Annotated in this window: 27 protein-coding genes and 1 tRNA gene; 9 read left to right on the forward strand and 19 right to left on the reverse strand. The window is 63.0% G+C overall.

Annotation, left to right across the window (positions count from 1 at the left end; translation table 11 throughout):
* Positions 1 to 57 precede the first annotated feature (57 nt).
* Entirely contained in the window at positions 58 to 1,032 is a 975-nt protein-coding gene (locus tag AC1DYW_RS20075; protein WP_477227373.1) for a patatin family protein, read from the forward strand.
* A gap of 114 nt (positions 1,033 to 1,146) precedes the next feature.
* Here AC1DYW_RS20075 and recJ read toward each other — a convergent pair whose 3' ends face one another.
* From recJ to AC1DYW_RS20115, 8 genes are all read right to left on the reverse strand, one after another.
* Positions 1,147 to 2,931 carry a single-stranded-DNA-specific exonuclease RecJ gene (gene recJ / locus AC1DYW_RS20080; protein WP_477227374.1) on the reverse strand — a complete coding sequence of 595 codons (1,785 nt, stop codon included), beginning with the start codon at positions 2,929 to 2,931 and terminating at the stop codon, positions 1,147 to 1,149.
* A gap of 153 nt (positions 2,932 to 3,084) precedes the next feature.
* A complete protein-coding gene (locus AC1DYW_RS20085) occupies positions 3,085 to 3,309 on the reverse strand; it encodes a DUF6434 domain-containing protein (RefSeq protein WP_095087842.1) in 225 nt (74 codons plus the stop codon).
* A 96-nt stretch (positions 3,310 to 3,405) separates the two neighbouring features.
* The gene (gene glpX / locus AC1DYW_RS20090; RefSeq protein WP_095087840.1) at positions 3,406 to 4,389 is read right to left on the reverse strand and encodes a class II fructose-bisphosphatase; all 984 of its coding nucleotides are present in this window, start codon (positions 4,387 to 4,389) and stop codon (positions 3,406 to 3,408) included.
* A gap of 203 nt (positions 4,390 to 4,592) precedes the next feature.
* Positions 4,593 to 4,760 carry a Thivi_2564 family membrane protein gene (locus AC1DYW_RS20095; RefSeq protein WP_095087838.1) on the reverse strand — a complete coding sequence of 56 codons (168 nt, stop codon included), beginning with the start codon at positions 4,758 to 4,760 and terminating at the stop codon, positions 4,593 to 4,595.
* A gap of 71 nt (positions 4,761 to 4,831) precedes the next feature.
* Positions 4,832 to 5,188, reverse strand: coding sequence for a hypothetical protein (locus AC1DYW_RS20100; protein WP_477227375.1), 357 nt, complete (start codon positions 5,186 to 5,188; stop codon positions 4,832 to 4,834).
* Between the two features lie 137 nt (positions 5,189 to 5,325).
* On the reverse strand, positions 5,326 to 6,639 hold the full coding sequence (locus AC1DYW_RS20105) for a homoserine dehydrogenase (protein WP_477227376.1): 1,314 nt from the start codon (positions 6,637 to 6,639) through the stop codon (positions 5,326 to 5,328).
* Between the two features lie 46 nt (positions 6,640 to 6,685).
* A complete protein-coding gene (locus tag AC1DYW_RS20110) occupies positions 6,686 to 7,903 on the reverse strand; it encodes an LL-diaminopimelate aminotransferase (protein WP_095087834.1) in 1,218 nt (405 codons plus the stop codon).
* A 59-nt stretch (positions 7,904 to 7,962) separates the two neighbouring features.
* On the reverse strand, positions 7,963 to 8,340 hold the full coding sequence (locus AC1DYW_RS20115) for a hypothetical protein (protein WP_095087832.1): 378 nt from the start codon (positions 8,338 to 8,340) through the stop codon (positions 7,963 to 7,965).
* Between the two features lie 98 nt (positions 8,341 to 8,438).
* Between AC1DYW_RS20115 and phaC the strand changes: the two genes are divergently transcribed.
* From phaC to AC1DYW_RS20135, 4 genes are all read left to right on the forward strand, one after another.
* The gene (gene phaC / locus AC1DYW_RS20120) at positions 8,439 to 10,274 is read left to right on the forward strand and encodes a class I poly(R)-hydroxyalkanoic acid synthase (RefSeq protein ID WP_095087830.1); all 1,836 of its coding nucleotides are present in this window, start codon (positions 8,439 to 8,441) and stop codon (positions 10,272 to 10,274) included.
* A gap of 213 nt (positions 10,275 to 10,487) precedes the next feature.
* Complete coding sequence (locus tag AC1DYW_RS20125; protein WP_477227377.1) at positions 10,488 to 11,738, forward strand: YcbK family protein; 1,251 nt, start codon at positions 10,488 to 10,490, stop codon at positions 11,736 to 11,738.
* 295 nt (positions 11,739 to 12,033) lie between these two features.
* A tRNA-Glu gene (locus AC1DYW_RS20130) sits at positions 12,034 to 12,108 on the forward strand.
* Between the two features lie 274 nt (positions 12,109 to 12,382).
* Positions 12,383 to 12,766, forward strand: a complete 384-nt coding sequence (locus tag AC1DYW_RS20135; protein ID WP_477227378.1) for a pyridoxamine 5'-phosphate oxidase family protein — start codon at positions 12,383 to 12,385, stop codon at positions 12,764 to 12,766.
* A gap of 136 nt (positions 12,767 to 12,902) precedes the next feature.
* On the opposite strand, the gene AC1DYW_RS20140 is transcribed toward AC1DYW_RS20135, so the two are convergent.
* The 9 genes from AC1DYW_RS20140 to AC1DYW_RS20180 form a co-directional block, all read right to left on the reverse strand.
* Positions 12,903 to 13,187 carry a hypothetical protein gene (locus tag AC1DYW_RS20140; protein WP_477227379.1) on the reverse strand — a complete coding sequence of 95 codons (285 nt, stop codon included), beginning with the start codon at positions 13,185 to 13,187 and terminating at the stop codon, positions 12,903 to 12,905.
* Between the two features lie 77 nt (positions 13,188 to 13,264).
* Positions 13,265 to 13,423, reverse strand: a complete 159-nt coding sequence (locus tag AC1DYW_RS20145; protein WP_477227380.1) for a hypothetical protein — start codon at positions 13,421 to 13,423, stop codon at positions 13,265 to 13,267.
* Positions 13,424 to 13,455: 32 nt separating this feature from the next.
* A complete protein-coding gene (locus AC1DYW_RS20150; RefSeq protein WP_095087747.1) occupies positions 13,456 to 13,860 on the reverse strand; it encodes a TadE/TadG family type IV pilus assembly protein in 405 nt (134 codons plus the stop codon).
* Entirely contained in the window at positions 13,850 to 14,290 is a 441-nt protein-coding gene (locus AC1DYW_RS20155; protein ID WP_477227381.1) for a TadE/TadG family type IV pilus assembly protein, read from the reverse strand. The genes AC1DYW_RS20150 and AC1DYW_RS20155 overlap by 11 nt, the downstream gene beginning before the upstream one ends.
* A gap of 5 nt (positions 14,291 to 14,295) precedes the next feature.
* On the reverse strand, positions 14,296 to 15,525 hold the full coding sequence (locus AC1DYW_RS20160) for a pilus assembly protein TadG-related protein (RefSeq protein ID WP_477227382.1): 1,230 nt from the start codon (positions 15,523 to 15,525) through the stop codon (positions 14,296 to 14,298).
* A 225-nt stretch (positions 15,526 to 15,750) separates the two neighbouring features.
* Positions 15,751 to 16,137, reverse strand: a complete 387-nt coding sequence (locus tag AC1DYW_RS20165) for a DUF6074 family protein (protein ID WP_477227383.1) — start codon at positions 16,135 to 16,137, stop codon at positions 15,751 to 15,753.
* A gap of 66 nt (positions 16,138 to 16,203) precedes the next feature.
* Positions 16,204 to 16,500: a DUF982 domain-containing protein gene (locus AC1DYW_RS20170; protein ID WP_457155586.1), complete on the reverse strand. Its 297-nt coding sequence runs from the start codon at positions 16,498 to 16,500 to the stop codon at positions 16,204 to 16,206.
* A 133-nt stretch (positions 16,501 to 16,633) separates the two neighbouring features.
* Positions 16,634 to 16,873, reverse strand: coding sequence for a hypothetical protein (locus AC1DYW_RS20175; RefSeq protein WP_477227384.1), 240 nt, complete (start codon positions 16,871 to 16,873; stop codon positions 16,634 to 16,636).
* Positions 16,874 to 16,985: 112 nt separating this feature from the next.
* Positions 16,986 to 17,363, reverse strand: a complete 378-nt coding sequence (locus AC1DYW_RS20180) for a hypothetical protein (RefSeq protein WP_477227385.1) — start codon at positions 17,361 to 17,363, stop codon at positions 16,986 to 16,988.
* Between the two features lie 244 nt (positions 17,364 to 17,607).
* Here AC1DYW_RS20180 and map point away from each other — a divergent pair, with 244 nt between their 5' ends.
* The 3 genes from map to AC1DYW_RS20195 all read left to right on the forward strand — a co-directional run bounded on the left by map (position 17,608) and on the right by AC1DYW_RS20195 (position 20,390).
* Positions 17,608 to 18,435, forward strand: a complete 828-nt coding sequence (map, locus tag AC1DYW_RS20185; protein ID WP_477227547.1) for a type I methionyl aminopeptidase — start codon at positions 17,608 to 17,610, stop codon at positions 18,433 to 18,435.
* A 47-nt stretch (positions 18,436 to 18,482) separates the two neighbouring features.
* The gene (gene radC / locus AC1DYW_RS20190) at positions 18,483 to 19,250 is read left to right on the forward strand and encodes a RadC family protein (protein WP_477227386.1); all 768 of its coding nucleotides are present in this window, start codon (positions 18,483 to 18,485) and stop codon (positions 19,248 to 19,250) included.
* 378 nt (positions 19,251 to 19,628) lie between these two features.
* Positions 19,629 to 20,390, forward strand: a complete 762-nt coding sequence (locus AC1DYW_RS20195; protein WP_477227387.1) for a hypothetical protein — start codon at positions 19,629 to 19,631, stop codon at positions 20,388 to 20,390.
* Between the two features lie 80 nt (positions 20,391 to 20,470).
* Here AC1DYW_RS20195 and AC1DYW_RS20200 read toward each other — a convergent pair whose 3' ends face one another.
* Both AC1DYW_RS20200 and AC1DYW_RS20205 read right to left on the reverse strand, forming a co-directional pair.
* The gene (locus tag AC1DYW_RS20200; protein ID WP_477227388.1) at positions 20,471 to 21,331 is read right to left on the reverse strand and encodes an NmrA family NAD(P)-binding protein; all 861 of its coding nucleotides are present in this window, start codon (positions 21,329 to 21,331) and stop codon (positions 20,471 to 20,473) included.
* Between the two features lie 38 nt (positions 21,332 to 21,369).
* Positions 21,370 to 22,656, reverse strand: coding sequence for a serine hydrolase domain-containing protein (locus tag AC1DYW_RS20205; RefSeq protein ID WP_477227389.1), 1,287 nt, complete (start codon positions 22,654 to 22,656; stop codon positions 21,370 to 21,372).
* 190 nt (positions 22,657 to 22,846) lie between these two features.
* Here AC1DYW_RS20205 and AC1DYW_RS20210 point away from each other — a divergent pair, with 190 nt between their 5' ends.
* Positions 22,847 to 23,749 carry a LysR family transcriptional regulator gene (locus AC1DYW_RS20210; RefSeq protein WP_477227390.1) on the forward strand — a complete coding sequence of 301 codons (903 nt, stop codon included), beginning with the start codon at positions 22,847 to 22,849 and terminating at the stop codon, positions 23,747 to 23,749.
* Positions 23,750 to 23,984 lie beyond the last annotated feature (235 nt).

Consider the following 23,984-nt stretch of genomic DNA (forward strand, 5'->3'; position numbering starts at 1 on the left):
TAGATTCACCATTTCGATACGGCCCGCCCTTATATTAGCCGTGGGACAAGGGAGATCATGATGCTCGAGTGGGCGTCATTGCGTAACAAACCAGATGTCAGGGAGGCCAATGGCCTGTCCTCGTCCGGCGGCGCGTCCGAAACAAAACCACCAAGGAAAACCGGTATTTCGCTCGCTTTGGGCGGCGGCTGCGCAAGAGGCTGGGCGCATATCGGCGTGCTGCGCGCGCTCGATGAAGCCGGCATCGAAGTGTCGATGATCGCCGGCACCTCGATCGGTGCCCTGGTCGGCGGCTGCTATCTCTCAGGCAAACTGGACGAACTGGAAGAATTCGCCCGCAGCCTGACCAAACGACGCATTTTTGGCCTGCTCGATCTCAACCTGCGCGGCAGTGGTCTGTTCGGCGGCATGAAGCTCGACGCCCGGCTGCGCGAGCACATGGCTGGCATTCGTTTCGAGGACCTGGCCAAACCGTTCGTCGCAGTCACCTCCGAAATTCGCACCGGCCACGAAATCTGGCTGTCGAGCGGCTCATTGATCACCGCGATGCGCGCCTCCTATGCGCTGCCCGGCGTGTTCGAGCCGGTGAATTGCAACGGCCGCGTGCTGGTCGACGGTGCGCTGGTCAACCCGGTGCCGGTTTCGGTCTGCCGCGCCTATGAGCAGCCGCTCGTGGTGGCGGTCAATCTTCACTACGACCTGTTCGGACGCGCCGCCGTCATCAAGCACAGCGCCGGCGAGCTGGTCATCGAAAAGGATGCGCCGCGGCCGGGCCGGGTCGATGCCGACCACCAGTCGCATCAGACGCGGCTCGGCATCACCGGCGTCATGGTCGAGGCCTTCAACATCATCCAGGACCGCATCTCGCGCGCCAGGCTCGCCGGCGATCCGCCCGACATGTCGCTGCAGCCGAAGCTCAGCCATATCGGCCTGACCGAATTCCACCGCGCCGACGAGGCGATCAGCCTCGGCTATCAAGCGACGATGGCGCAGATCGGCGAACTGACACGGCTGCAGTCCGTTCTCGCCTGATTCATGTCTTCCAAGGCAAGGAAACAGGCTCTTGACGCGCGCCGACCAACACGAATGGCGCCAGGCGAATTTCGGAAGCAAATTCGATCCTAGCTAGGCCGCCCCACGGTGACCTTACGCACGCGCCGCGTCGATGATGCGAAACTGCACCGTGCGGTTGCCGTTCCAGTAATTGCCCGACAGCGAGCCGGCGACATGCACGGTCTTGCCCCGGTTCTTGAACAGGAATTCTCCAAGTGCGGTATCGACGGCGCGAAAGGCGATCGCCTGGATACGGCCGCCGCTTTCCGACTGCAGCTCGACGCGTATGTGGTTGGTGCCAACCGGCCGCGCATCAGCAAGCCGGTGACGCGGCAGCACGAAGACCGGCGCTGCATGCCCGGCGCCGAATGGGCCGGCTTTCTCCAGCGCGTCGAGAAGGCCGAGCGTCGCGCCTTCGGCGGCGAGCGCCCCATCGATCGCCAGGCTTTCCTCGCCTTGCAGGCGGAACACGTCGGCCGCCGCTCGCTCTTCGAAAAACGCCCTGAGCTCGCCAAGCTTCGCCCGCTCCACCGTGATGCCGGCCGCCATGCCGTGGCCGCCGCCTTTGATAATCAGCCCGGCATCGGCCGCCTCGCGCACCAGCCGGCCGAGGTCGAAGCCCGATACGGAGCGGCCCGAGCCGGTACCTGTGCCGCTGGCATTGAAGGCGATGGCGAAGGCAGGCCGGCGCGCATGATCCTTCAGCCGTGAAGCGAGCAGGCCAACAATGCCCGGGTGCCAGTTGTTGCTGGCGGTGACGACAATGGCCGGGCCGTTGCCGCCGGCAAGTTCGGCATCGGCCTCGGTGCGGGCTGCCGCCAGCATCTCCTGCTCCATCATCTGCCGTTCCTGGTTTAGCCGGTCGAGCGTCTCAGCAATGGTGCGGGCCTCGACCGGATCGTCGGTGGCAAGCAGGCGACTGCCAAGCGCGGCATCGCCGATGCGCCCGCCGGCATTGATGCGCGGGCCGATCAGATAGGCGAGATGGAAGGTGCTAATCGGCTCGCCGATGCGCGACACCCGTGCAAGTGCAGCCAGCCCTTCGTTCTTCTGCTGGCGCGCCATCTGCAGTCCCTTGACCACGAAAGCACGGTTGACGCCGGTCAGCGGCACCACGTCACAGACGGTGGCAAGTGCGGTGAGATCGAGCAGGGAAAGCAGGTCCGGCGGCGTGGCATCTACTGTCCGCCCGCGCAGGATCTTGGCCGTCTGCACAAGGGCGAGGAAGACCACGCCGGCGGCGCAGAGATGGCCCTGTCCGGAAAGGTCGTCATCGCGGTTGGGATTGACGACGGCAACTGCCGCCGGCAAGGCACCGCCGACCTGATGGTGGTCGAGCACGACGACATCGGCGCCGGCTGCATTGGCGGCGCCGATGGAAACGGCGCTGTTGGTGCCGCAATCGACAGTGACGATCAGCGTCGCGCCACGCGAAACCAGTTCGCGCATCGCATCCGGATTGGGACCATAACCCTCGAAAATACGGTCAGGGATGTAGATTTCCGACGGTACCGAGAAATGCGCCAGGAACCGTTTCAGCAAGGCCGACGAGGCAGCGCCGTCGACATCGTAGTCGCCGAAGATCGCCACCTTTTCCCTGGCCATCACCGCAGCCGCGATGCGGGCCGCCGCCTTGTCCATGTCGGTCAGCGACGCCGGATCCGGCAACAGGTCACGGATCGTCGGATCGAGAAACCGCTCGGTCTGCTCGGCGGTGACGCCGCGACCGGCAAGCACCCGCGCGACGATGTCGGGCACGCCGTGGCCTTGCGCGATGGCGAGCGCGACCATGTCCTGCCGCTCGGTCAGCCGGTGCTCCCAGGAAACCCCGGTAGCCGATTGCCTGACATCGAGGAAGAGGCGTTTGTCGCCGGTCATGCGGTTTGCCAACTCATGGTTGGCCGCAGGATAGTGCATGTCGCCTAAAAGTGCGCAGCGGTTTTGGGACAACGACATGCACAGGCAACAGCCTAAAGCAGGCAAAGCCAAGCGGTTCGCGGTGATGCGCCGTCGCGGGAGATGCCAAGAAAACTACGCTTTCCGCTTTTCAGCCTGGCGCCGAAGCCATTCGTCGGCCGCATCGCCCATGGTCTTGTCCACACCGTCCTTGAGCCAGGCCATGAACGGCCGGTCGAACCTGAACGCATCGCCACATTCGCGGGTGAAAAAGCGGCGCACGTTCTGTGTGTTGCGATAGGACTTCGTGACAGCGGTGGCACGCGAAATCGCATCCGCATGCCAGTCGAACGGTTTCATCCTCAAATCCTTGCGGCCAGCGTCATCCGACGCAGCCACAGGGCTAACAACTGCGATGCTGGTCCGCAAGCGCCCAAGCCAACAACGGGAAGAAAGCTAGAACTTATCCAGATCCTGGTGCCTGGCCTTGATCTCGCGCACCGTCCGCGACGACGAGCGCAGCACGATCGTGTGGGTGGTGATGGTGTTGCGGCCGAACTTGACGCCGGCAAGCATGTTGCCGTCAGTGACACCGGTGGCCGCAAACAGCACGTCGCCGCGCGCCATGTCTTCCGTCCGATAGACCCGCTTCGGATCGGAAATACCCATCTTCGCGGCGCGTGCCACCTTTTCCGGCGTGTCGAGGATCAGCCGGCCCTGCATCTGCCCGCCGGTGCAGCGCAACGCCGCCGCTGCCAGCACGCCCTCCGGTGCGCCACCGGTGCCGAGATAGATGTCGATGCCGGTTTCATCGGGATCGGTGGTGTGGATGACGCCGGCGACGTCGCCATCGCCGATCAGCCGGATCGCGGCACCCGTGGCCCGTACGGCGTCGATCAGCTTGGTGTGGCGTGGCCGGTCGAGGATACAGGCGGTGATGTCCGACACCGCGACGCCCTTGGCGCGGGCGAGGCTGGCGATGTTGTCGGCCGGCGAGGCATCGATATCGATGACGCCGTCGGCATAGCCCGGACCGATGGCGATCTTGTCCATGTAGACGTCGGGCGCAAACAGCAGGCTGCCCTTCTCGGCGATCGCGATGACGGCGAGCGCATTGGGCAGGTTCTTGGCGCAGATCGTCGTGCCTTCGAGCGGATCGAGCGCAATATCGACCGCCGGGCCTTTGCCCGAGCCGACTTCCTCGCCGATATAGAGCATCGGCGCCTCGTCCCGCTCGCCCTCGCCGATCACCACCGTGCCCCTGATGGCAAGCCGGTTGAGCTCCTGGCGCATGGCATCGACGGCGACCTGGTCGGCCGCCTTTTCGTCGCCACGCCCGCGCAGCCTGGCGGCCGCGACGGCGGCGCGTTCCGTGACGCGCACCAGCTCCATGGTGAGTATCCGGTCAAGGCCGGCGACAATGTTCTGGGCCACGTTCATCTGGCAATTTTCCTCGTTGATATGCGGCCTCCCGCCGGAGGCGCGTCTCTTTTGTCAAACGAGCATGACAACGGCAAGACCTCTCGGGAGTTTTATCGAATAGCCAGCAATATCAATCGATTAATCCGCATTCTTGAAACGAGGCCGGCCCGGTCGTAAAGAACCGGGCCGGCTTGTAAAGTGGAAAATCGAGCCGCTGCGGCCTAGAAAACCGCAAGGTATTTGAGCAGTGAAATGATGCCGATGATGATGACGATGATCTGGGCGATCTGTCTCATCCGGGCGTCCAGCGGCAGGCGCTGAACCAGATAGAGAACGAGGATGATGACGAGGAACGTGATCAGGATGCTGATCAACATCGATGAAGCCATGGTGCCCTCCTGGCAATGATATGCTGAAAACAGAGAAATGAGCTGGCAAGGCCGGCTCCATCACTCCGCGGTCAATACCAGCGGCGCGAGTTGTCGTTCATCGACTGGCCAATGGCGAGGCCGGCCAGAAAGCCGAGCAGGCCGATCACGCCGATCACAGCCGTCGTCGTACCGGGATTTTCGCGCGCGACATCCGACACCGCCTGCGCCTGGCTGCGCAACTGCTGTGCGGTTCGCGACGCGCGGGCCGCGGCTGTATCGTACAAATCCGAAGCCTGCTCGCTGGCGTCGTCGAGCATTTCCGCGCTCCGCGCTGAAATGCTCTTGTTGATCTTGGTGATCTCCTTGCGCAGTTCGGCGATCTGCTTTTCCAGCGTCTTCTGGATGTCGTCGATGTGAGGGCTGTCGGACTTGTTGGTATCGGCCATGAAGCGGTTCCTTTGGTTGCTGACCAAGGAAACGGCGCCCACGCGAATTCGTTCCGGTCGGTCGTGGCGGCTAGCCACCAGACCGACGCGCAATACCGGCGGGATTCCTGTCCCGCGCGGCGACCTCAAGAGGGAAGCTACCCTGCCCGCTCAATGCGGATGACCTGCGGCTTGTCGGTCAGATGGCCATCCTTGGTGATGCCATCAACGGCTTTGCGAACGGCGGCCTCGGTCGTCTCATGGGTGACGAGGATCACCGTCTTCTGTGCCTCCGCCTCACCGTTGACCGCGTGCTGGACGATCGATTCCAGCGAAATATCGTTATCGGCCATGCGCTTGGCGATTGCCGCAAACACGCCGATGCGGTCATGCACGGTCAGCCGGATGAAATAGCCGCCGGCATGGCTGCGCATCTGCGCCTTCTTGTAGGGTTTCAGCTCCTTCGCCGGCCGGCCGAAGACCGGACCGTGCTGGAAGCCGGGCCGGCTCTTGGCGATGTCGGCGATGTCGCCGATGACCGCCGAGGCGGTGGCGTTGCCGCCGGCGCCGGGGCCGGAAAGCAGCAATTCACCCAATATGTCGGTCTCGATCGCCACCGCATTGGTGACGCCGTGCACCTGCGCGATGACCGAGGCGGTCGGTACCATGGTCGGGTGCACACGCTGCTCGATGCCGCTGTCGGTGCGCTGGGCAACGCCCAGCAGCTTGATCCGGTAGCCGAGATCGCCGGCCGCGCGGATGTCGGCCTGGGTGATGTTGGAAATACCTTCCATGTAGATGTCGTTGGCAGCGATCTTTGTGCCGAACGCAAGGCTGGTCAGGATCGACAGCTTGTGCGCGGTGTCGTGGCCCTCGATGTCGAAAGTCGGATCGGCCTCGGCATAGCCGAGCCGCTGCGCGTCCTTCAGGCAGGTGTCGAACGAGATGCCCTCGGCCTCCATGCGGGTCAGGATGTAGTTGCAGGTGCCGTTGAGGATGCCGAACACGCGGTTGACCGAATTGCCGGCCATCGCCTCGCGCATGGTCTTGATGACGGGAATGCCGCCCGCCACCGCCGCCTCGTAGTTGAGCAGCACGCCGCGCTTCTCGGCGATCTCGGCCAGCGCCACGCCATGCTTGGCCAGCAGCGCCTTGTTGGCGGTGACGACATGACGGCTGGCTTCGAGTGCCGCCTTCACCGACGACCGCGCCGGCCCCTCATCACCGCCGATCAGTTCGACGAACACGTCGATATCGGCTGTCTGCGCCATCTTGACCGGATCGTCGAACCACTTTGCCGAACTGACATCGACGCCGCGATCGCGTTTCTGGTCACGCGCCGAAACCGCGGTGACGACGATGTCGCGCCCGCATTGCCGGGTCAGTTCCGCCGCCTTGTCGCGCAGCACGCGCGCCACGGACGCGCCAACCGTGCCAAGACCGGCAATTCCAACACGCAATGCTTCAGCCATGGCCGGCGACGTCCCTCAAGTCAGATCGAAAATGTCTGCGGCAAACTTACCGGTGAGCGGAAAGCGGCACCACATTGTTGGGTTGCTTGGCGCTGGCCGACAGGAAGCGCTTGATGTTGCGCGCCGCCTGCCGGATCCGGTGCTCATTCTCGACCAGCGCCACGCGCACGAAATCGTCGCCATGTTCGCCGAAGCCGACACCGGGCGCCACCGCCACGTCGGCGTGTTCGATGAGCAGCTTGGAGAATTCGAGCGAGCCGAGATGACGGAACGGCTCCGGGATCGGCGCCCAGGCAAACATCGATGCCGCGGGGGCCGGAATGGTCCAGCCGGCGCGTCCGAAGGCATCGACCATCACGTCGCGGCGCTTGTGGTAGATGTCGCGCACCTCGGCAATGTCGGCGCCGTCGCCGTTGAGCGCGTGTGCCGCCGCCACCTGGATCGGCGTGAAGGCGCCGTAGTCGAGATAGGACTTCACCCGGGTCAGCGCCGAGATCAGCCGTTCGTTGCCGACCGCAAAGCCCATGCGCCAACCGGGCATGGAGAAGGTTTTCGACATCGAGGTGAACTCGACGCAGACGTCGATCGCGCCCGGCACCTGCAGCACCGAGGGCGGCGGATTGCCGTCGAAATAGATCTCCGAATAGGCAAGGTCGGACAGGATGATGATGTCGTTCTTCTTGGCGAAGGCGACGACGTCCTTGTAGAAATCGAGCGAAGCGACCAGTGCCGTCGGGTTCGACGGATAGTTGAGGATCAGCGCCAGCGGCTTCGGGATCGAGTGGCGGACGCCGCGCTCGAGCGCCGGGATGAAGCCGTCGTCCGGCTCGACCTGCAGCGAGCGGATGACGCCGCCCGACATGATGAAGCCGAAGGCGTGGATCGGATAGGTCGGGTTGGGGCACAGGATCACGTCGCCAGGCGCGGTGATCGCCTGTGCCATGTTGGCGAAGCCCTCTTTCGAGCCGAGCGTCGCCACCACCTGCGTGTCGGGGTTGAGCTTCACGCCGAAGCGCCTGGCATAGTACGCGGCCTGGGCGCGGCGCAGGCCCGGAATGCCGCGCGACGAGGAATAACGATGCGTACGCGGATCGCGCACGACCTCGCACAGTTTGTCGACGATGGCCTTGGGTGTCGGCAGATCGGGATTGCCCATGCCGAGGTCGATGATGTCGGCGCCGCGCGAACGGGCGCTCGCCTTGAGCCGGTTGACCTGCTCGAAGACGTAAGGCGGAAGCCGGCGAACCTTGTGAAATTCTTCCATGGCAGTTCCAGACAGCAAAGGGGCCAGATATCTAAGGGCTTTGGGCGCGCGCTATATACTTATTTGCAGGTAGGGTCGAGGGCGGGATCGCATTTGCCTTCGATCTGCTTCAGCGTTTCGTCGCCATGCTTCTTGGCAAGATCCGTGAGCGCCGCCTGGTCGGCCACGTCGGGCTTGCCGTTCTTTGCCGCCTGCGCGCTCTCATCGGCCTTCAATTGCGCGAGCTTGGCGTTCTTCTCGGCGTCGGTGAACTGCGGCGCCGCCACCTGCGGCTTGATGTTCAGGTTCGGAAAGGTGCCGGTATCCTTCGCCCCCGTCACAGGCGCCGGGCCGCCGGTGCTGGAGCAGCCGGCAATCCCAATGAGGACGATTGCCGCCCCAATGCGGCAAAAACGTCCGGCACCGAAAAAAACAGTCTCGCCAATGTTAATCGTCATATTGTTTCCTTGGCAGCCGCGGTAGAGCGAGATTGGACCCCGTCGGATGTCCCATGTTAATATGTCAAGAAAACGCTTCGGGAGGAACCCCGCGAACCATGTCCAAGACACCCGATTCGGGCAAAGCGGAAGATGACGAGCCTTCGACCGTCGAGCAATATCTGGTGAAGGACCCGGAACGCTTCGCCCTGAACATGGCGCGCATGATCGAGCAAGCCGGCAAAGCGGCCTCCGCATGGGCTGAGCCGCGCGAAAAAGGCGATGTGCGCGATCACGTCGCCGAGCCTGTCGTCGACATGGTGAAGACCTTCTCCAAGCTCAGCGAATACTGGCTGTCCGATCCGCAGCGCGCGCTGGAGGCGCAGACGCGGCTGTTCTCCGGCTACATGACCGTCTGGGCCAACGCCATTCAGCGCACCAGCAATGCCGCGGAAGCCACCGAAGATGCCGTGAAGCCAGAACGTGGCGACAAGCGCTTCCTCGATCCCGAGTGGGGCCGCAACGCCTTCTTCGATTTCCTCAAGCAGGCCTATCTCGTCACCTCGCGCTGGGCGGCCGATCTGGTCGAGCACGCCGACGGTCTGGACGAGCACACCCGTCACAAGGCCGGCTTCTACGTCAAGCAAGTGGCCAATGCCATCTCGCCATCGAATTTCATCCTGACCAACCCGGAACTGTTTCGCGAAACCGTCGCCTCGAACGGTGAGAATCTGGTGCGCGGCATGAAGATGCTGGCCGAGGACATCGCCGCCGGCAAGGGCGACCTGAAGCTGCGCCAGGCCGACTACTCGCCCTTCGAGATCGGCAGGAACATCGCCACCACCCCCGGCAAAGTGGTTGGCCGCAGCGATGTCGCCGAGATCATCCAGTACGATCCGGCGACCGAGACGGTGCTCAAGCGGCCACTGCTGATCTGCCCGCCATGGATCAACAAGTTCTACATCCTTGATCTCAACCCGCAGAAATCCTTCATCCGCTGGGCGATCGAACAAGGCCACACCGTGTTCGTCATCTCCTGGATCAATCCGGACGAGCGCCACGGCGCCAAGGGCTGGGAAGCCTATATCCGCGAGGGCCTGCAATACGGCCTCGACATGGTCGAGAAGGCCACCGGCGAGCGGGACGTCAACGCGATCGGCTATTGCGTCGGCGGCACGCTTTTGGCGGCGGCACTGGCGCTGATGGCGCGGGAAGGCGACGACCGCATCAAGTCGGCCACGTTCTTCACCACGCAGGTCGACTTCACCTATGCCGGCGACCTGAAAGTGTTCGTCGACGAAGAGCAGGTCGCGGCCGTGGAAAAGTCGATGAGCGAAAAGGGCTACCTCGACGGCACCAAGATGGCGACCGCTTTCAACATGCTGCGTTCGGGCGACCTGATCTGGCCCTATGTCGTCAACAACTACATGCGCGGCAAGGATCCCCTGCCCTTCGACCTGCTTTACTGGAATGCCGATTCCACCCGCATGGGCGCGGCCAATCATTCGTTCTACCTGCGCAACTGCTACCTGGAGAACAACCTCTCGCAAGGCATGATGGAACTGGCGGGCCACACGGTCTCGCTCGGCGATATCACCATCCCGATCTACAACCTCGCCTCCAAGGAAGATCACATCGCGCCGGCGCTTTCGGTGTTCCTCGGCTCGAAATATTTCGGCGGCAAGGTCGAATACGTCATGGCGGGATCGGGCCATATCGCCGGGGTCGTCAATCCGCCGGCATCCAACAAATACCAGTACTGGACCGGAGGGACGCCGACGGGCGATTTCGGTGAGTGGATAGCCAAGGCCACCGACCATCCCGGATCGTGGTGGCCGCACTGGCAAAGCTGGATAGAGGCCAAGGACAACACCCGCGTTCCAGCCCGCAAACCCGGCAAGCATATGAAAACCTTGGGCGATGCCCCCGGCACCTATGTGAAGGTGCGTGTGTAACGGACTGTAATGTCTGGTGAGTTGACGGACCGGCAAAAGCGGGCGAAATGGTGTCGTCAACCACCGCGCGGCCGTAATTCGGCGATAGCTGCAAAAATACTTCCAGGCTTGCGGATTTGACACAGGTCTCGTTTCCGGATCGGAGACAACGGTCACTTGGCACCGATATCAGGGCCGCGCCAAGGATATACCGACCGGACATCGAGGGGGAATTTGACTTTGAAATCAGCAGGATGGAGCCTCGCAAAGGGAGAACGCCGCGCCGTCGTGGCAGCGCTCTGCTCCCTGCTTCTGGCCTCCTGCACCTCGGCTGGCGACCCGACGATGTCGGTTGGAATGCCCGGCTATAATGCCACTGCATCGGACATAAGCGCTGCCTCGAATGGCAAGTCGACCACCGTCGTCGATTCGACGCAGACCACGACCGAGCAGACGACCGTGATGACGGCAAGCGATACGGCCCTCCCTGAAAAAGTCGCCTATGTGCCGGTGGCCAAGCCGCAGGCCGCCTTTCCGCTGACCGCGCCGGCTGGCACCGAAACGATCGCGGGACAAACCCCGCAGTCCCTGCAGCAGCCGGCGCAGACGGCGCAGCAGAACGACGCGGTTGCCCAGCAGATTGCCGCCGCCGATGCCGGCGTGAACGCGCCGAAGCCAGCTGCCGCGCCAGTGTTGGACAATGCGGTCTACGTGACGGCAGGCGAGATGCCGCAGGCCGACGCGCCGAAGAAAAAAGGCTTCCTGGCCTCGATGTTTGGCGCCACGCCCGCCTCGGCCGCGCCTTCCCCGCTCATCAACACGAGGTCGGGCGACCTGCCCGCGGCGCAGGCCAAGCCGGCACCGGCAGCGGCAAAACCGATCATCACGCTGGCCTCGGCCGATTCCACGGCAAAGCCGCTGCAACTGGCCTCGACCGGCGGCGAGAGCGGCCACATCACGGGTAGCGATGCGCTGCCCGGCGTGCGTCAGACAGCCCTGTTCGAAATCAAGCGCAAATCCGGCCTCGATGACGAGAGCGACGTCGATCTCAACGAGGACGAGGGTCCGATCGGCGGCTCCTATCAGGTCGCGTCCGCCGCCGGCATGGCGCGGTTGGCACCCAACGGCTTGCTCAAGCAGAACGAGAGCGTCGATGTGGCTTGCCTGAAGCCGTCGCTGGTCCGCGTGCTGAAGACGATCGAAGGCCACTATGGCCGCAAGATGATGGTGACATCAGGCTATCGCGATCCGGCCCGCAACCGCCGTGCCAACGGCGCCAAGAATTCGCTGCACATGTACTGCGCCGCCGCCGACATCCAGGTCCCCGGCGTTTCGAAATGGGAGCTGGCGAACTACATCAGAACCATGCCCGGCCGCGGCGGCGTCGGCACCTACTGCCACACCGAATCCGTCCACGTCGACGTCGGCCCCGAGCGCGACTGGAACTGGCGCTGCCGCAGGCGCAGCGGTGGCGACGACGGCTAGTCGCGCCGTGCAGCGGCGCCGCGTCGCTTCGCTCCTTGCTCCGCCCGTGGATAACGAAGCGATAGGCGCGTCTCCGCCGATCGCCAAGGCATGCGCCCTGCCCAGACCAAAGTCTTCCCTCCCTTACCCTTGCCCACTTTGGCAGGGCCGCCACTCGGCATGATTGGCAGCACACCGGCGCCTTGCCGGACGCGACAACATCCCTGTTTTGGCAGGCTGGAAAAAAGTTGTCCAAGGCGGCACCTGACGGGTTGCCGGTTGGGCACAACGCCAGTATAAGCCGCTTCGTCTGAGCGCGCCCATCGTCTAGCGGTTAGGACACCGCCCTTTCACGGCGGTAACAGGGGTTCGATTCCCCTTGGGCGTACCAGACTTTTCAAGCACTTAGTGGCTCCCCCCTCGTCCGTCGAATATCCGCCGAATAAACCTCCGCGAATTTGCGTGGACGGCACCTGGTTGATTCCGCCGACGTTCCTGCGACTACCGGTAGGTCCGGGCGACATGGACGTGACGTGAAGAGCAGGCCAGGGTCGCTCTCAAACTGTAAAGCCAAAGCCGGCCACCGTGAGGCAGCGGGCGCGCAGCTATTATGGCTTGGGTGCCGATGATAGGGTCGCGGCCATTCGCGCGGAGGACGTGTCAAAATGGACAGGGACGATCGATGGCAACTTGTTCGCGATTTTCTGGCTAGGCATAAACTCGGGGCTATCAGCACTGTAAATCCGGACGGGTCTCCAGAGGCAGCCGTCATACAGGTGACGTTGGGCGAGGATCTCAACATCGTGTTCGACAGTTTTCCTGGAAGTCGGAAGCTGGCAAATATCGAACGAGACAGCCGGATCGCCATGGTGATCGGTTGGGACGAAAACGTCACCGTTCAAATTGAGGGCCGGGCCCGGCCTGCCAAGGCTGACGAAGAACAGCGGTTAAGGGATGTTCACATAGCGAACTGTCCGCTTGAAGCAGAGTTTCTGAAGCAGGGGGCACAAACTATTCACAATTCTGCCCCGCTGGATCCGCTACTCTGATTTCCGGGGCGAACCAATCGTGTTTGAGCTTACCGGCGGCGACTTGTAGGTTTGGGGAATGATCCGGCCCCAGTCAGAAAGCCCGCCACAGTGAGGCAGGCAACCGGCATGATGGTGGGCCGCCCCCAGCCTAGTTTTACTCCGCAAGCGTTTCTTCGGGCGGCGGTGTCAACACGGTGATGTCCATTCTGGCGATTCTCGATGCAGCGCCACCCTGCGCGTTAGGATCTGTGTCGCCTGTTTCGGCAACCATTGCCTTGGCGCGATGTCCTACGCTGTCGGCGCTCTTGCCTGGCGCGAATCCTTCGACTGTTTCTGGCTTTGTCGCTTTCAGTTGAGTGTCAGGTACCTGCCGATGCTGACTTGCAATAGCCGAAACCATAGCTCCCTCCTTTGGTGAGGACATGATGGTATCTGCCATGGCTGTTGCGAGACTTACCATGCGGAAGGCCCGCCACCAGAGGCAGCGGGCTTCACTATTCTCATCGGGAATTTTGATCAGATCACCCGCAGCGTTTGAACGATCTGCTGCGCAAGGCGTATGTTTGTCGTCTGCTGCTCGTTGAAGTCGGTATCGTGCTGCTCGCCGCTGTGACACCAATCAATCGCGTGCGCCTTGACGCAATAGCCCTGAGAATCGTACCCGTCTTGCGTCACGCCAAAAGCCCATAGCCAGGCAGACCACTCGCCTAACTGCCGACCAGCGGCACTGTAACCGTGGTCGCGTAGTTGATCGGAAAATCGCTGAAGTAGGGGAAGTTGATGGCGAAGGCATAGGTTGCGGTCAGATGCGCCATGCGGAAGCCACCGCTCGCCGGATCGATGGCGATCGTGACGTTCACATCCTTCAAACCCAGGGCCTGCAATTTCTGTGTGGCGATGGATTGGATGTCGGCCTGGGTCAGCGTGTTCTGAAGCTGCAGCGAGCGTGATGATGTCTCCAGCGTATAGCGAACGCTGGACACCGAGTTCATAGCCCAGCCGAAGGCGAAGATGCCGAACAGGAGCATGATGAGAAAAGGCGCGATCAGCGCGAATTCCAACCCGGCGCCACCCGATCGATCCCGTCTGAATGCGCCTGCCCTAGCGGACACGGATAACCTCCGAGTGGCCGATGACGCTGGAGCCGGAAAAAACGCCGAAGGTGAAGGGCGGCACCCAGGTGGCCGATGCCTGGATCTGAACATAGACCGATGGCACCTTCGGCCCACTGCACAAGGCCGAAGCGTCGACCACGGTCGTCCCGCACATGTAAATCCGGCTTAGCGTGACCTGGCCATCCGAGGGCCGCTTCTCCCAGCTCGAAATGGCAACGGCCTGGGTCGCCGTATCATTGGTCGATCCTCCCATGACCAGGTTCGCGGCGGTCTTCACGCCGGCGCGCATCGACATCGAGTTCGTCATATAGGACCAACCATCGGCGATGCCGAGCAGTGCCACACACAGGAAGGGCAGGACCATCGCGAACTCGACGGCGGCAACCCCCGCATCATCGCGCAGCATCGGCATCGGTCGGCGTTTCATGGCGGCTACTCGACCAGTGCCACAGACTGCGTGGCCGGAATGTCGCGCATTCCGAGGCTCGTGCAATCCTGGCTGATGGTTGAGTTGCCGGACCATTGGATCATGTCCGCAACGACCTGTGTGCATCCGTTCTGGCCGGAGAAGTTGCCGAGATAGTTCACCTGCTGCTTGGGGAAATAAAGCGCGCCCGTCAGCAGCGAAGCCGCCGTGCCGTTGAAAGTGCTCTGTCCGCCTGTGCTCGTCCTGTCACCATACATCAGCACGCCGGAATAAGTGCCTGATGTCGGGGCACTCAAAGAAACGGTGGCGTTGCCGTTCATCGACACGCGCGAGGAGCCAGCGAGGTAAATGGTGACGCCGTCACCAGAGACATTGGCGTTCGCATTCACTTTGAAATCGCCACTCTGGATGACATAGACGCCGGGCTGCAGCGTCACGGTGCCGCTGAGGCTGAGCCCGCTGCAATAGGTGCCGGGTTTCAGCGTCGACTTGTTGGCGTTCTGGCAAGGGTTCGAGGCCGCGGGGGCCGGCAGGTCGGAAAATGGATCGGCGGCAGGCAATGCCTGGGTGATCGGGGCCGCGCAGACGGTCGTGACGGGATTGCTGAGAGAGACGCCGCCCGCCGTTATCAGGCAATCGGCCTGGAGCCCCGCCGAGCCCTGAAGCTTGATGGCGTCAGACGCGATCGAGTTGGACATGACCGAGCAGCCGATGAGCTTGACGCTGGTGTTGCCGGAAAACAATGCCGCCTGCGAAGCCGACGGATCGAGCGCGAGCACGCATGCCTTCGATGCATTGGTGATGAGGGCCACCGCCCTCGCCTGTTCGGGAACCTGGCCCTGCGTGAAGAGCGAGGTGAACATCCGGTCGAGGTTCTGGCCGACGATGACCTCGACCGCCTTCTTCGCCGTGTTCGGCCCGGATGCTGGCGGCGTATTGACGACGATCGTACCGGAGCCCAGCCCATTTGATGCGGCCGACTGGGTTGCGGCCGCGACGATCGTCGGCTTGTCGGAACCTGAGATCTGTTCGAGCGCGCCGGCATAGGCAGCGGCATCGGCGGTCGCCTGCAGCCTCAGGCTGTTGTAGTACCAGTAGGAGGTTTCCACCCCTAAGCCTGCAGCACCGACGACGATCGGCAAGGTCAGGGCGAAGATGGTGGCGACGTTTGCGTTCGTACCCCGGCAAAAGCCGTTCGCTCTAAGCCGAATTCGGGTAAAGCAACTGAGGGTCATGAAATAGATTAGAAAACATGCATGTATGAACGAAGGGCTAAAAAGTTCGGTTCATTTTTGAGCAGTGATCTATTGGCTTCCAAAACAAGCTGTTTGTTGGCTAATCAACGCGCACAGGACAGCTCGGTGAGCAAAAAGCTCGCGCCCGGAGATAGTTTACCATTTGCTAACAGGGCAACTGCGCAGCGAGTTACCCGTGCCCCTGCTTGCCGGATGCCCCGGACTTCAAGCGGAAAGAATTGGTGTCGACCCGGCGGCCGCTCTGGCCGACATCTCCCTCTGTACCGCAAGGAAGAATCTGCGCACTTCATCGCTAGCCGCTATTTTGTCTCTGCCGGATCCGACCACGAGATCGAGCAACTCCGACGCCTTGGCCCTCCAGAACGAAGTGGCGGTATCGCCATGCAGGTTGTCGAGTTTGGCGGCGACTTCCCTCACCAACACTGTTTGACGATCAATCGGGAATGCGCGGACGTTTTCTGGGGACATCTTCCGAACCATGAACTGACGCAACGAATCAACCATTGCTGAACAAGCAATGGCGTAGCCGCGAATGTGGAAACGGAAGCTTAACGGCGCTGGCATTGACGCGTCCAGATCCGCCCACGGCATCGCCGTGTCCGTTCAAACGCGATCGTCGGCATTTCAATCGGGGCAGGTGAAAACGGTGGACGGCCCTCAAGCCTGCAGCGTTCTCGCCTCGCCGCCACGCTTGCGCGGCATCATCATGTCCTTGGCCATCAGTCCGCTTGCACGACAAAACGCCATGAACGCCCGGCAGGCGTCTTCGGTCTTGACCACGTCCACCGTGGCGCCAAAGCAGGCGTTGAACGCCTTCTGATAGATCGGGCCCTGACGGCGCACAGGCCAGCCCTGAAGAATATCGAGCGCCTGTTCGACGCTGTAGATCTCCTCGACTGGCAGGCCGGGCGCGGGTGCTATGCGCACCGGAACCTCGAATTGCAGTCTGTCCATGTCCCTATCTCCCGAACGGGCGTCCCAACGCCGTTCGTCGTCAAAAGTTGCTTCGATCGCCTTTGGCCCAGAAATGTGTCGTCACTGCGGTCGCGACCCCTTTGTGATCGCGACCGCGCCAAGGGCGCCAGGCTTACTGGTTCGCCGGATCTGTCTCAGCGTCGACAGCCATGCGGGTGGCGGCGATCAGCACAAACACGGTCGGCACGGCGAAGAGGCCCCCGAGGACAAGTGCCGCCATTTCCGACAGGCCGAGCGTCTCGGCAACCGCCCAATGGACGGTTCCGATGCAGATGAGCGCCTGGACGGAGAGAAACGCGGCAGCCGAGGCGGCGCGCGACAGAGTTTTGAATGTCTTGATGCGTTGTTGCATTGAAATGGTTCCGGAAACGACGCGCCGCGCGACCGGTGCACGGCCGACAGCCGCCGCACGGTCACGACGCGAACAGGGATAGATCTGGGGTGAAGCTGCGGTCCTGGACCGCTCAGGCCGCGATGGTCGGCGGCGCGCGCGGCTGATGGGCATTTGCCCGAGGCCCCGAGGGCGCTTCGTATCCTGAAACAGCCGTTTTTGGCGAAATCCGTTCAAGCCAAGGAAAGACAGCGTCGAGAACCGGCAAAGCGGGATGGCCGCTGGCGAACTTGGCCAGGGCCGGCCGCCCGGCTCGAACCTCCAGCGCTTGCGCCTTGCCGGTGACACGCAGAAGCGCTGCCGCCTCTCCAAACCGTTCCAGGCCGATGCTGGCGCCGCCCGATGCAGCATCCGCGAAGGCTGGCACATCCGGGCGGCCGAGGCACAGCATCGCCAACAGCACCATGCCCATCAGGTATGAGCAGGCTGTCGTCAGCGGCGCTTGGAGCAATCTGGTGCGCCTGGCCGCCGTGAAGGGACCCGGTTTCGAAAACATCACCCGACCTAACGCACGATGGCCGGAAAGGAAAGCAGGCTGGGCGAAACCGGCAAGACATCACCTGATACAGGGCGAATATCCCGAGGTGCGCGGCTGCATCAAGCAGTTCGTCCTTGAACCTTTTGCCTCCAAGTGCCAAATCTGGGGAGATTTTCACGTCGGCCTCTTGCAGGGCCCACCCGGCTACACGGACAAAATGGTCACCTATCTCGACGCCGCCACGGCACCACTCAGAAACACCGGCCAGATCCGCCTCTATGGCGAGGAAGGCTTTGCCGGCATGCGCAAGGCATGCGATCTCACCGCGCGCTGCCTCGACGAACTGGTGCCGATGGTCGCGCCCGGCGTCACCACAGAAGCCATCGACCGCTTCGTCTTCGAATTCGGCATGGACCACGGCGCGCTGCCGGCAACGCTCAACTATCGCGGCTACACGAAATCGTCCTGCACCTCGATCAACCATGTCGTCTGCCATGGCATTCCCGACAACAAGCCGCTCAAGGATGGCGACATCGTCAACATCGACGTCACCTACATCCTCGACGGCTGGCACGGCGATTCTTCGCGCATGTACCCGGTCGGCACCATCAAGCGCGCCGCCGAGCGCCTGCTCGAGGTCACCCATGAATGCCTGATGCGCGGCATTGCGGCGATCAGGCCCGGCGCCCGCACCGGCGCCATCGGCGCCGCCATCCAGACCTATGCCGAGGCGGAGCGCTGCTCGGTGGTGCGCGACTTCTGCGGCCACGGCGTCGGCCAGCTCTTCCATGACGCGCCCAACATCCTGCACTATGGCAGCGCCAATGAAGGCGTCGAGATGCGGCCCGGCATGATCTTCACCGTCGAGCCGATGATCAATCTTGGTCGGCCGCATGTGAAGGTGCTGTCGGATGGCTGGACCGCGGTGACACGCGACCGCTCGCTGTCGGCGCAGTACGAGCACACGATCGGCGTCACCGACACCGGCTGCGAGATTTTCACCCTGTCGCCCAACAAGCTCGACCGCCCCGGCCTGCCGGCCTAGCCTTGTTTTGCCGGTTCTTTCCGGCCCAGGAAAATGCGGAGCAGCTCGTGGGGACCGGAAGCGACGACGACGAGCGAGGCTTCTTCTCCGAAGTGCCGGTCCGGCCGGCGGCGAAAGCAAAGGCGCTCAACGACAAGCCGCACTATCTCGGCTATCTCGGCCATCGCGACCGCCTGCGCGAGCGCTTTGCCACGGCCGGCCCGGACGCCCTGCCCGACTACGAATTGCTGGAACTTGTGCTCTTTCGCCTGATCCCCCGCGCCGACACCAAACCGATGGCCAAGGCGCTGCTGGCGCGCTTCGGCACGCTGGCCGAAGTGCTTGGCGCATCGCTTGCATTGCTGCAGGAGGTCAAAGGCATCGGCCCCGCGGTGGCGCTCGACCTGAAGGTCGTCGCGGCGACCGCGCAGCGCATGGCGCGCGGCGAGGTCCATGGCCGCGAGGTGCTCTCCTCATGGACGCAGCTTCTCGACTATTGCCGCTCGGCAATGGCCTTCGAGGAGCGCGAGCAGTTCCGCATCCTGTTCCTTGACAAGAAGAACGCGCTGATCGCCGACGAGGTGCAACAGGTCGGCACCGTCGACCACACCCCTGTCTACCCGCGCGAGGTGATCAAGCGCGCGCTCGACCTCTCGGCGACCGCGATCATTCTGGTGCACAACCATCCGTCAGGCGATCCGACGCCGTCGCGCGCCGACATCGAAATGACGAAGGAGATCGTCGACGCGGCCAAGCGGCTGGGCATCGCCGTGCATGACCACATCATCATCGGGCGCAAAGGCTATTCCAGCATGAAGGGCCTGCTGCTGATCTAATGCGATGAGGCTATACGCTGGCGAAGTCGTGCTTGCCGGGAGAAGCCAGGCATTCGCGCGTGACATATCGGTGGCGCCGCACTGGATCGCACCCACCGACTTCCCTTGTTTCAACGCCTTTCCAACAACCACGCGAAGACTGTTACCGTGCCGCTGGTGGGCAGACTAGGACCATGGTCCGGCCGGTATGGGACTTCAGTGCCGAGACGGTCTCATGGCGTTGATTTATATTGGAATATCAAATGGTTATGGAGGTCGTTGGTTGTCGGGCTCGCGCATTGAAACCGCATTTGTCTAAAGTTTATTGCGCACGATTAGTGAATCCTCATATGACGCTGCTCTAGCGGTTGGGCGGAGGTTCCTCAAGGAGGAGATATCATGACAAACCGAAAAACTCTGTTCGCGGCGCTCGCCGCATTGGCGCTTCTGGCGTCTCCGGCGCTCGCCGGAAACGGGCACGGCAACGGCGGTGGCAATGCTGGCGGCAATGGTGGAGGCAACGGCAACGGGCACGGCCACGCTGGCGGCAACGGCAAGAGCGGGGCTTCGCATGGCAAGTCTGCGTCGGCCCCGGGGCGGGCGGCCAAGACGGTAACGGACACAACGGCCGACACCACGGTCAATACGAAGTCCGTGCACAAGGACAAGAACATCCATGCCAAGCTTGGCAGGCTGAACTCGCTGCAGCGCAACATCAACGCCTACATGAACTCCAAGAGCAAGAAGTTCGCCGGCATTCAGGCCTTCGTGACGCAGTCCGCTATAGCCAAGAACGCCCAGATCGCGGCTGACGAGGCGGCCGCGGCGGCGGACGACGCCCAGGATAAGCTGAATGCCCTGAATGCGCAGATGACCACGCTGCAGGCGGACCCGTCCGCCACGCCTGCACAAATCCAGGACCTGAACGATCAGATCACTGCACAGCAGGCCGTTGTCGCCGCCGACAACGCGACGGCCGCCCAGGCCCAGGCGGCGGCTGACGCTGCAACGGTCGGCACCGATCAGGCATCGCTCGACGCGGCGCTGGCGGACATGGCCAACAAGCCGGTCGACGCCGATGTCACGGATTGGGCCGAGGGCGTCCTTGCCGGCAAGATCGACCAAATGGCCGACGCGCTCCAGAAGGCGGGGACACCGTAGGTATCGCGACCCAAAACAGCAGTCTAGGAAGACGCCGCCGGGCCTCGCCTGGCGGCGTTGCTGTTTCCTGGTCTCGACTTTCACGTTGAACAAAGCGTCGCGATAATTTCCTCAGGGCCAATGCGTCCCTTGACAGCACTTGCGCCTTGATTGGCGAAGTCGATCCAGCCCTCGTTGAAGCCGTCCAGCATGCGCATGCGTGGGCCCGGATTTTTCATGCCTTGGGAGAGGAACAGGCCCTCCCAAGTGTCCCGGGGCACCGTTTCGACCCGCACCGGCCGCCCCAACGCCTTGGTGAAGGCGATCGCCAGGTCGTTGGGCGAGACACGGCGCGGGCCTTCGAGTTCGACCACGCGCCTGCCCGTCCAATGCTCCTGGATCAGGTCCGCCGCAATCCGCCCCACATCGCTCGTCGCGACCATCGCGAACGGCTTGTCGGCAGGCATCAGGAAGCTCGAGATCACACCTGTGTCGCGTGCGGAGGCGACATCCCACATTGCGTTTTCGAGGAACCAACCCGGTCTCAGGAAGGTCACCGGCAACGGCAGCGCCGAGAGCGCCTCTTCCAGCATCGTGCGCTGCGACAAGAGATTGTCCTGCGCTGCATCGGCTCCAATCGTCGACAGGCAAAGCACTCTGTCCGGCAGCGCGGCCCTCAGCGCTTCGACGATGGCGTCGATGACCTTGCGAGCCTCGGGGTAGCCGGGCTCGGGGTCGAACTCCGATGGGGGCAGGATGAAGACCCCCTCGGCGCCAGTGAACGCAGCTGTCAGCGCCTCGGCGTCCTCAAGTCCGGCAAGTACGACCTCGCAGCCGCGTGCCGCCCATTCTTCACCTTTGTTGGCGTCCCTGACCACGGCGCGGACAGGCCGGCCCTGTTCCAGCAGGGCGCGGCCGAGCGCTCCGCCGACTTTTCCAGTGATTCCGGTGATGGCATACATCGTCGTTTTCCAATCTCTCGTTTGTCTGGGGTAGTGGATCAGGCGAGATCGAGCCCGCGGTAGAGACCGCGCTCGAACTCGCCGTAGAGCGCGACGATCCGCTCGTCGAAAAAGGGCAGGACCTGGGTGAATAGCGCGCCGGTGATGTGCTTCACCGGGTCGAGCCAGAAGTAGCAGTTGAGCAGGCCTGCCCAGGCGATGCTGCCGGCGGAGCGCCCGTTCGGCCCCGGCTGCGTGTTGATGTCGAAAGACAGGCCCCATTTATGCGGCTGTTCCGGGAACTGGTCGAAGCTGCGGGAATAGGACGGCTGCGCCGAGCGCATCTGCTGGACGTTCAGCTCGCCGATCTGGTTCTGCATCATCATGGCGACCGTCTCCTGACGCAGGATTCGGACGCCATGCAGCGCGCCTCCGTTCAGCAGCGCCTGCAGGAACGCCATGTAGTCTCGCGGCGTCGAGAAAGCACCGCCACCGCCCATGAAGAACTCTGGCCGCTGCGGCATCTCGAAGGGCGCCGGCTCCAGCCCGCCGTCGGCGCGGCGATTGTGGAAGGTAGCGACGCGCCGCTTCTGCCCGGCCCCGATCAGAAAGCCAGAATCCTTCATGCCGAGCGGCGCGAAGATATTCTCGCGAAAGTAGATCTCGAGCGACTGATCCGACACCGCCTCGACCAGCTTGCCGACCCAGTCCATGCTGATGCCGTATTCCCACCGCTCGCCAGGCTCGAATTCGAGCGGAGCCGCGAGGGCAGCATTTTTGCAGGTCGCGATGTCGGGCGTGCCCGTCACCTTCTCGTAGCGGGTCAGAGCCTCGCTCCAGATCGAGTAGGTGTAGCCGGAGGTATGCGTCAGCAGATGGCGCACCTTGATCGCACGCCTGGCCGGCCGCAGTCGCGGCGTTCCGTCCTCGGCGAAACCGTCGAGAACCTGTGGCGCGGCCAGTTCAGGCAGATATTTCGCCGCGTCGTCATCCAGATGCAGGCGGCCCTGCTCGATCAGCTGCATGCAGGCCGCCGCCGTGAAGGCCTTGGTCATCGACAGCATCCAGAACACCGTGTCGAGCGTCATCGGTGCGCCCGTTGCGACGTTCGCCTTGCCGAAGGCACCCTCGTAGACAATGCCTTTCGGTGTCGCCGCGACGGCGATGACGCCGGCCACGTCGTTCTTTGAGACGCCTTCCCGCAAGGCGGCGTCAATCGCCTTGAACCGCACGGACGAACCGGCCGCCGTTGTTCCGGCCAAAGCGGGGCTGACCGTGTCGAGAGCCAGAATGGCTCCCAGCATTCCGCCGCGCTGAAGCATCGTCCTGCGTGTGAGGTGGTCCATGGCTAACTCCTTTCCGGATCGAAGGAAATCCGATCTGCTCGGCCGTTCGCCCCGGCGTTGCCAGGACGTCACCCTTGTACATCGTGCCATGACGTGATTCACGCGCATAAGGATCAGTGTTAAAGTGACTCAGATTCACTGCTCATCGCGTTAGGCTCCTGCGGAGACGTGCAGGGCGAAGGAAGATCGAATGGTTTTCGATACAAGGCTTCTGACCGGTGTCGGTGTCCTGGCAGCGGTAACGGAGGCAGGGAATTTCGCCCGCGCCGCGGAGATGCTCGGCCTGACGCCGTCGGCGGTGAGCCGGGCCGTCGCGCGCCTGGAAGCGCGGGTGGGTGTTCGGCTTTTCGATCGCAATCCACGCGAGGTCAGCCTTACCGAGGAAGGCCGCCGCTTCCACACGCAGGTGATGCCGCTTCTGGCTGGCCTGGATGAGGCGGCCGCCGAGGCCGCGGGCGCGGCGGCGGTCGTGCGCGGCCGGCTGCGCGTCTCGGTCGACCCGTGGTTCGCGCGTATGGTGCTTGCATCGAAGCTGCAGGCGTTTCTGGTTCGCTATCCCCTGCTGTCGATCGATTTCCTGACCAGCAACTATCGCCAGGAGATGATGACTGGCGTCGACGTGGCGGTGCGCTTCGGGCCTCCCGATGAGTCATCCCTCATCGTGCGCAGGCTGCTGGAGACCCGCATCCTGACGGTCGCCGCTCCGGCCTATCTCGAAAAGCACGGCGAGCCGCGATCACCCGATGATCTCGTCCAACACGAAGCGCTTCTCTTCCGCGATCCCCAGACCGGCCTGCCCTTTCCCTGGGAGTTCCGGCGCGGCGGGGAGGTCAAGGAGGTCAAGGTCTCCAGTCGTCTGGTGATGGATGACCCTTCGGTCGCGATCGCCGCATGCCTGGCCGGTCAAGGCATTTTCCAGAGCCTCGCGATCGGCTTGGCGCCTCTACTGTCGCGAGGTGAGCTTGTTCAGATCCTGCCGGAATGGTCGGAGGAACTCTATCCGCTCTATGCCTATCATCCCTCGCGCCACCTCCCGCCGGCGAAGGTCCGGGCGCTTCTGGACTTCATCCAGGAGATTGCTGTCGGCGCGTAGTCGATCCGCACGGTTTCGCGGAAGCTTTTGGCTGCCGGCACTGCAAAGGATTTGAGCGCCATTCACGCGAGCGCTGCGGATCCGGGGCGAATCGGTGTTGCAACTGCCGGCAACCATCAGGCGGAAAGGCCAATCCAGCATGAGGGCCAGGAAACGGCCTTTTCGAAAGGTCGCGGCGGCAAAAAGGGCGCATTTTTCCCGTCAAGATAGTCGGCTCTGGAATTTCGATCGCAAA

Source organism: Mesorhizobium sp. P2_D5 (assembly GCF_056404355.1).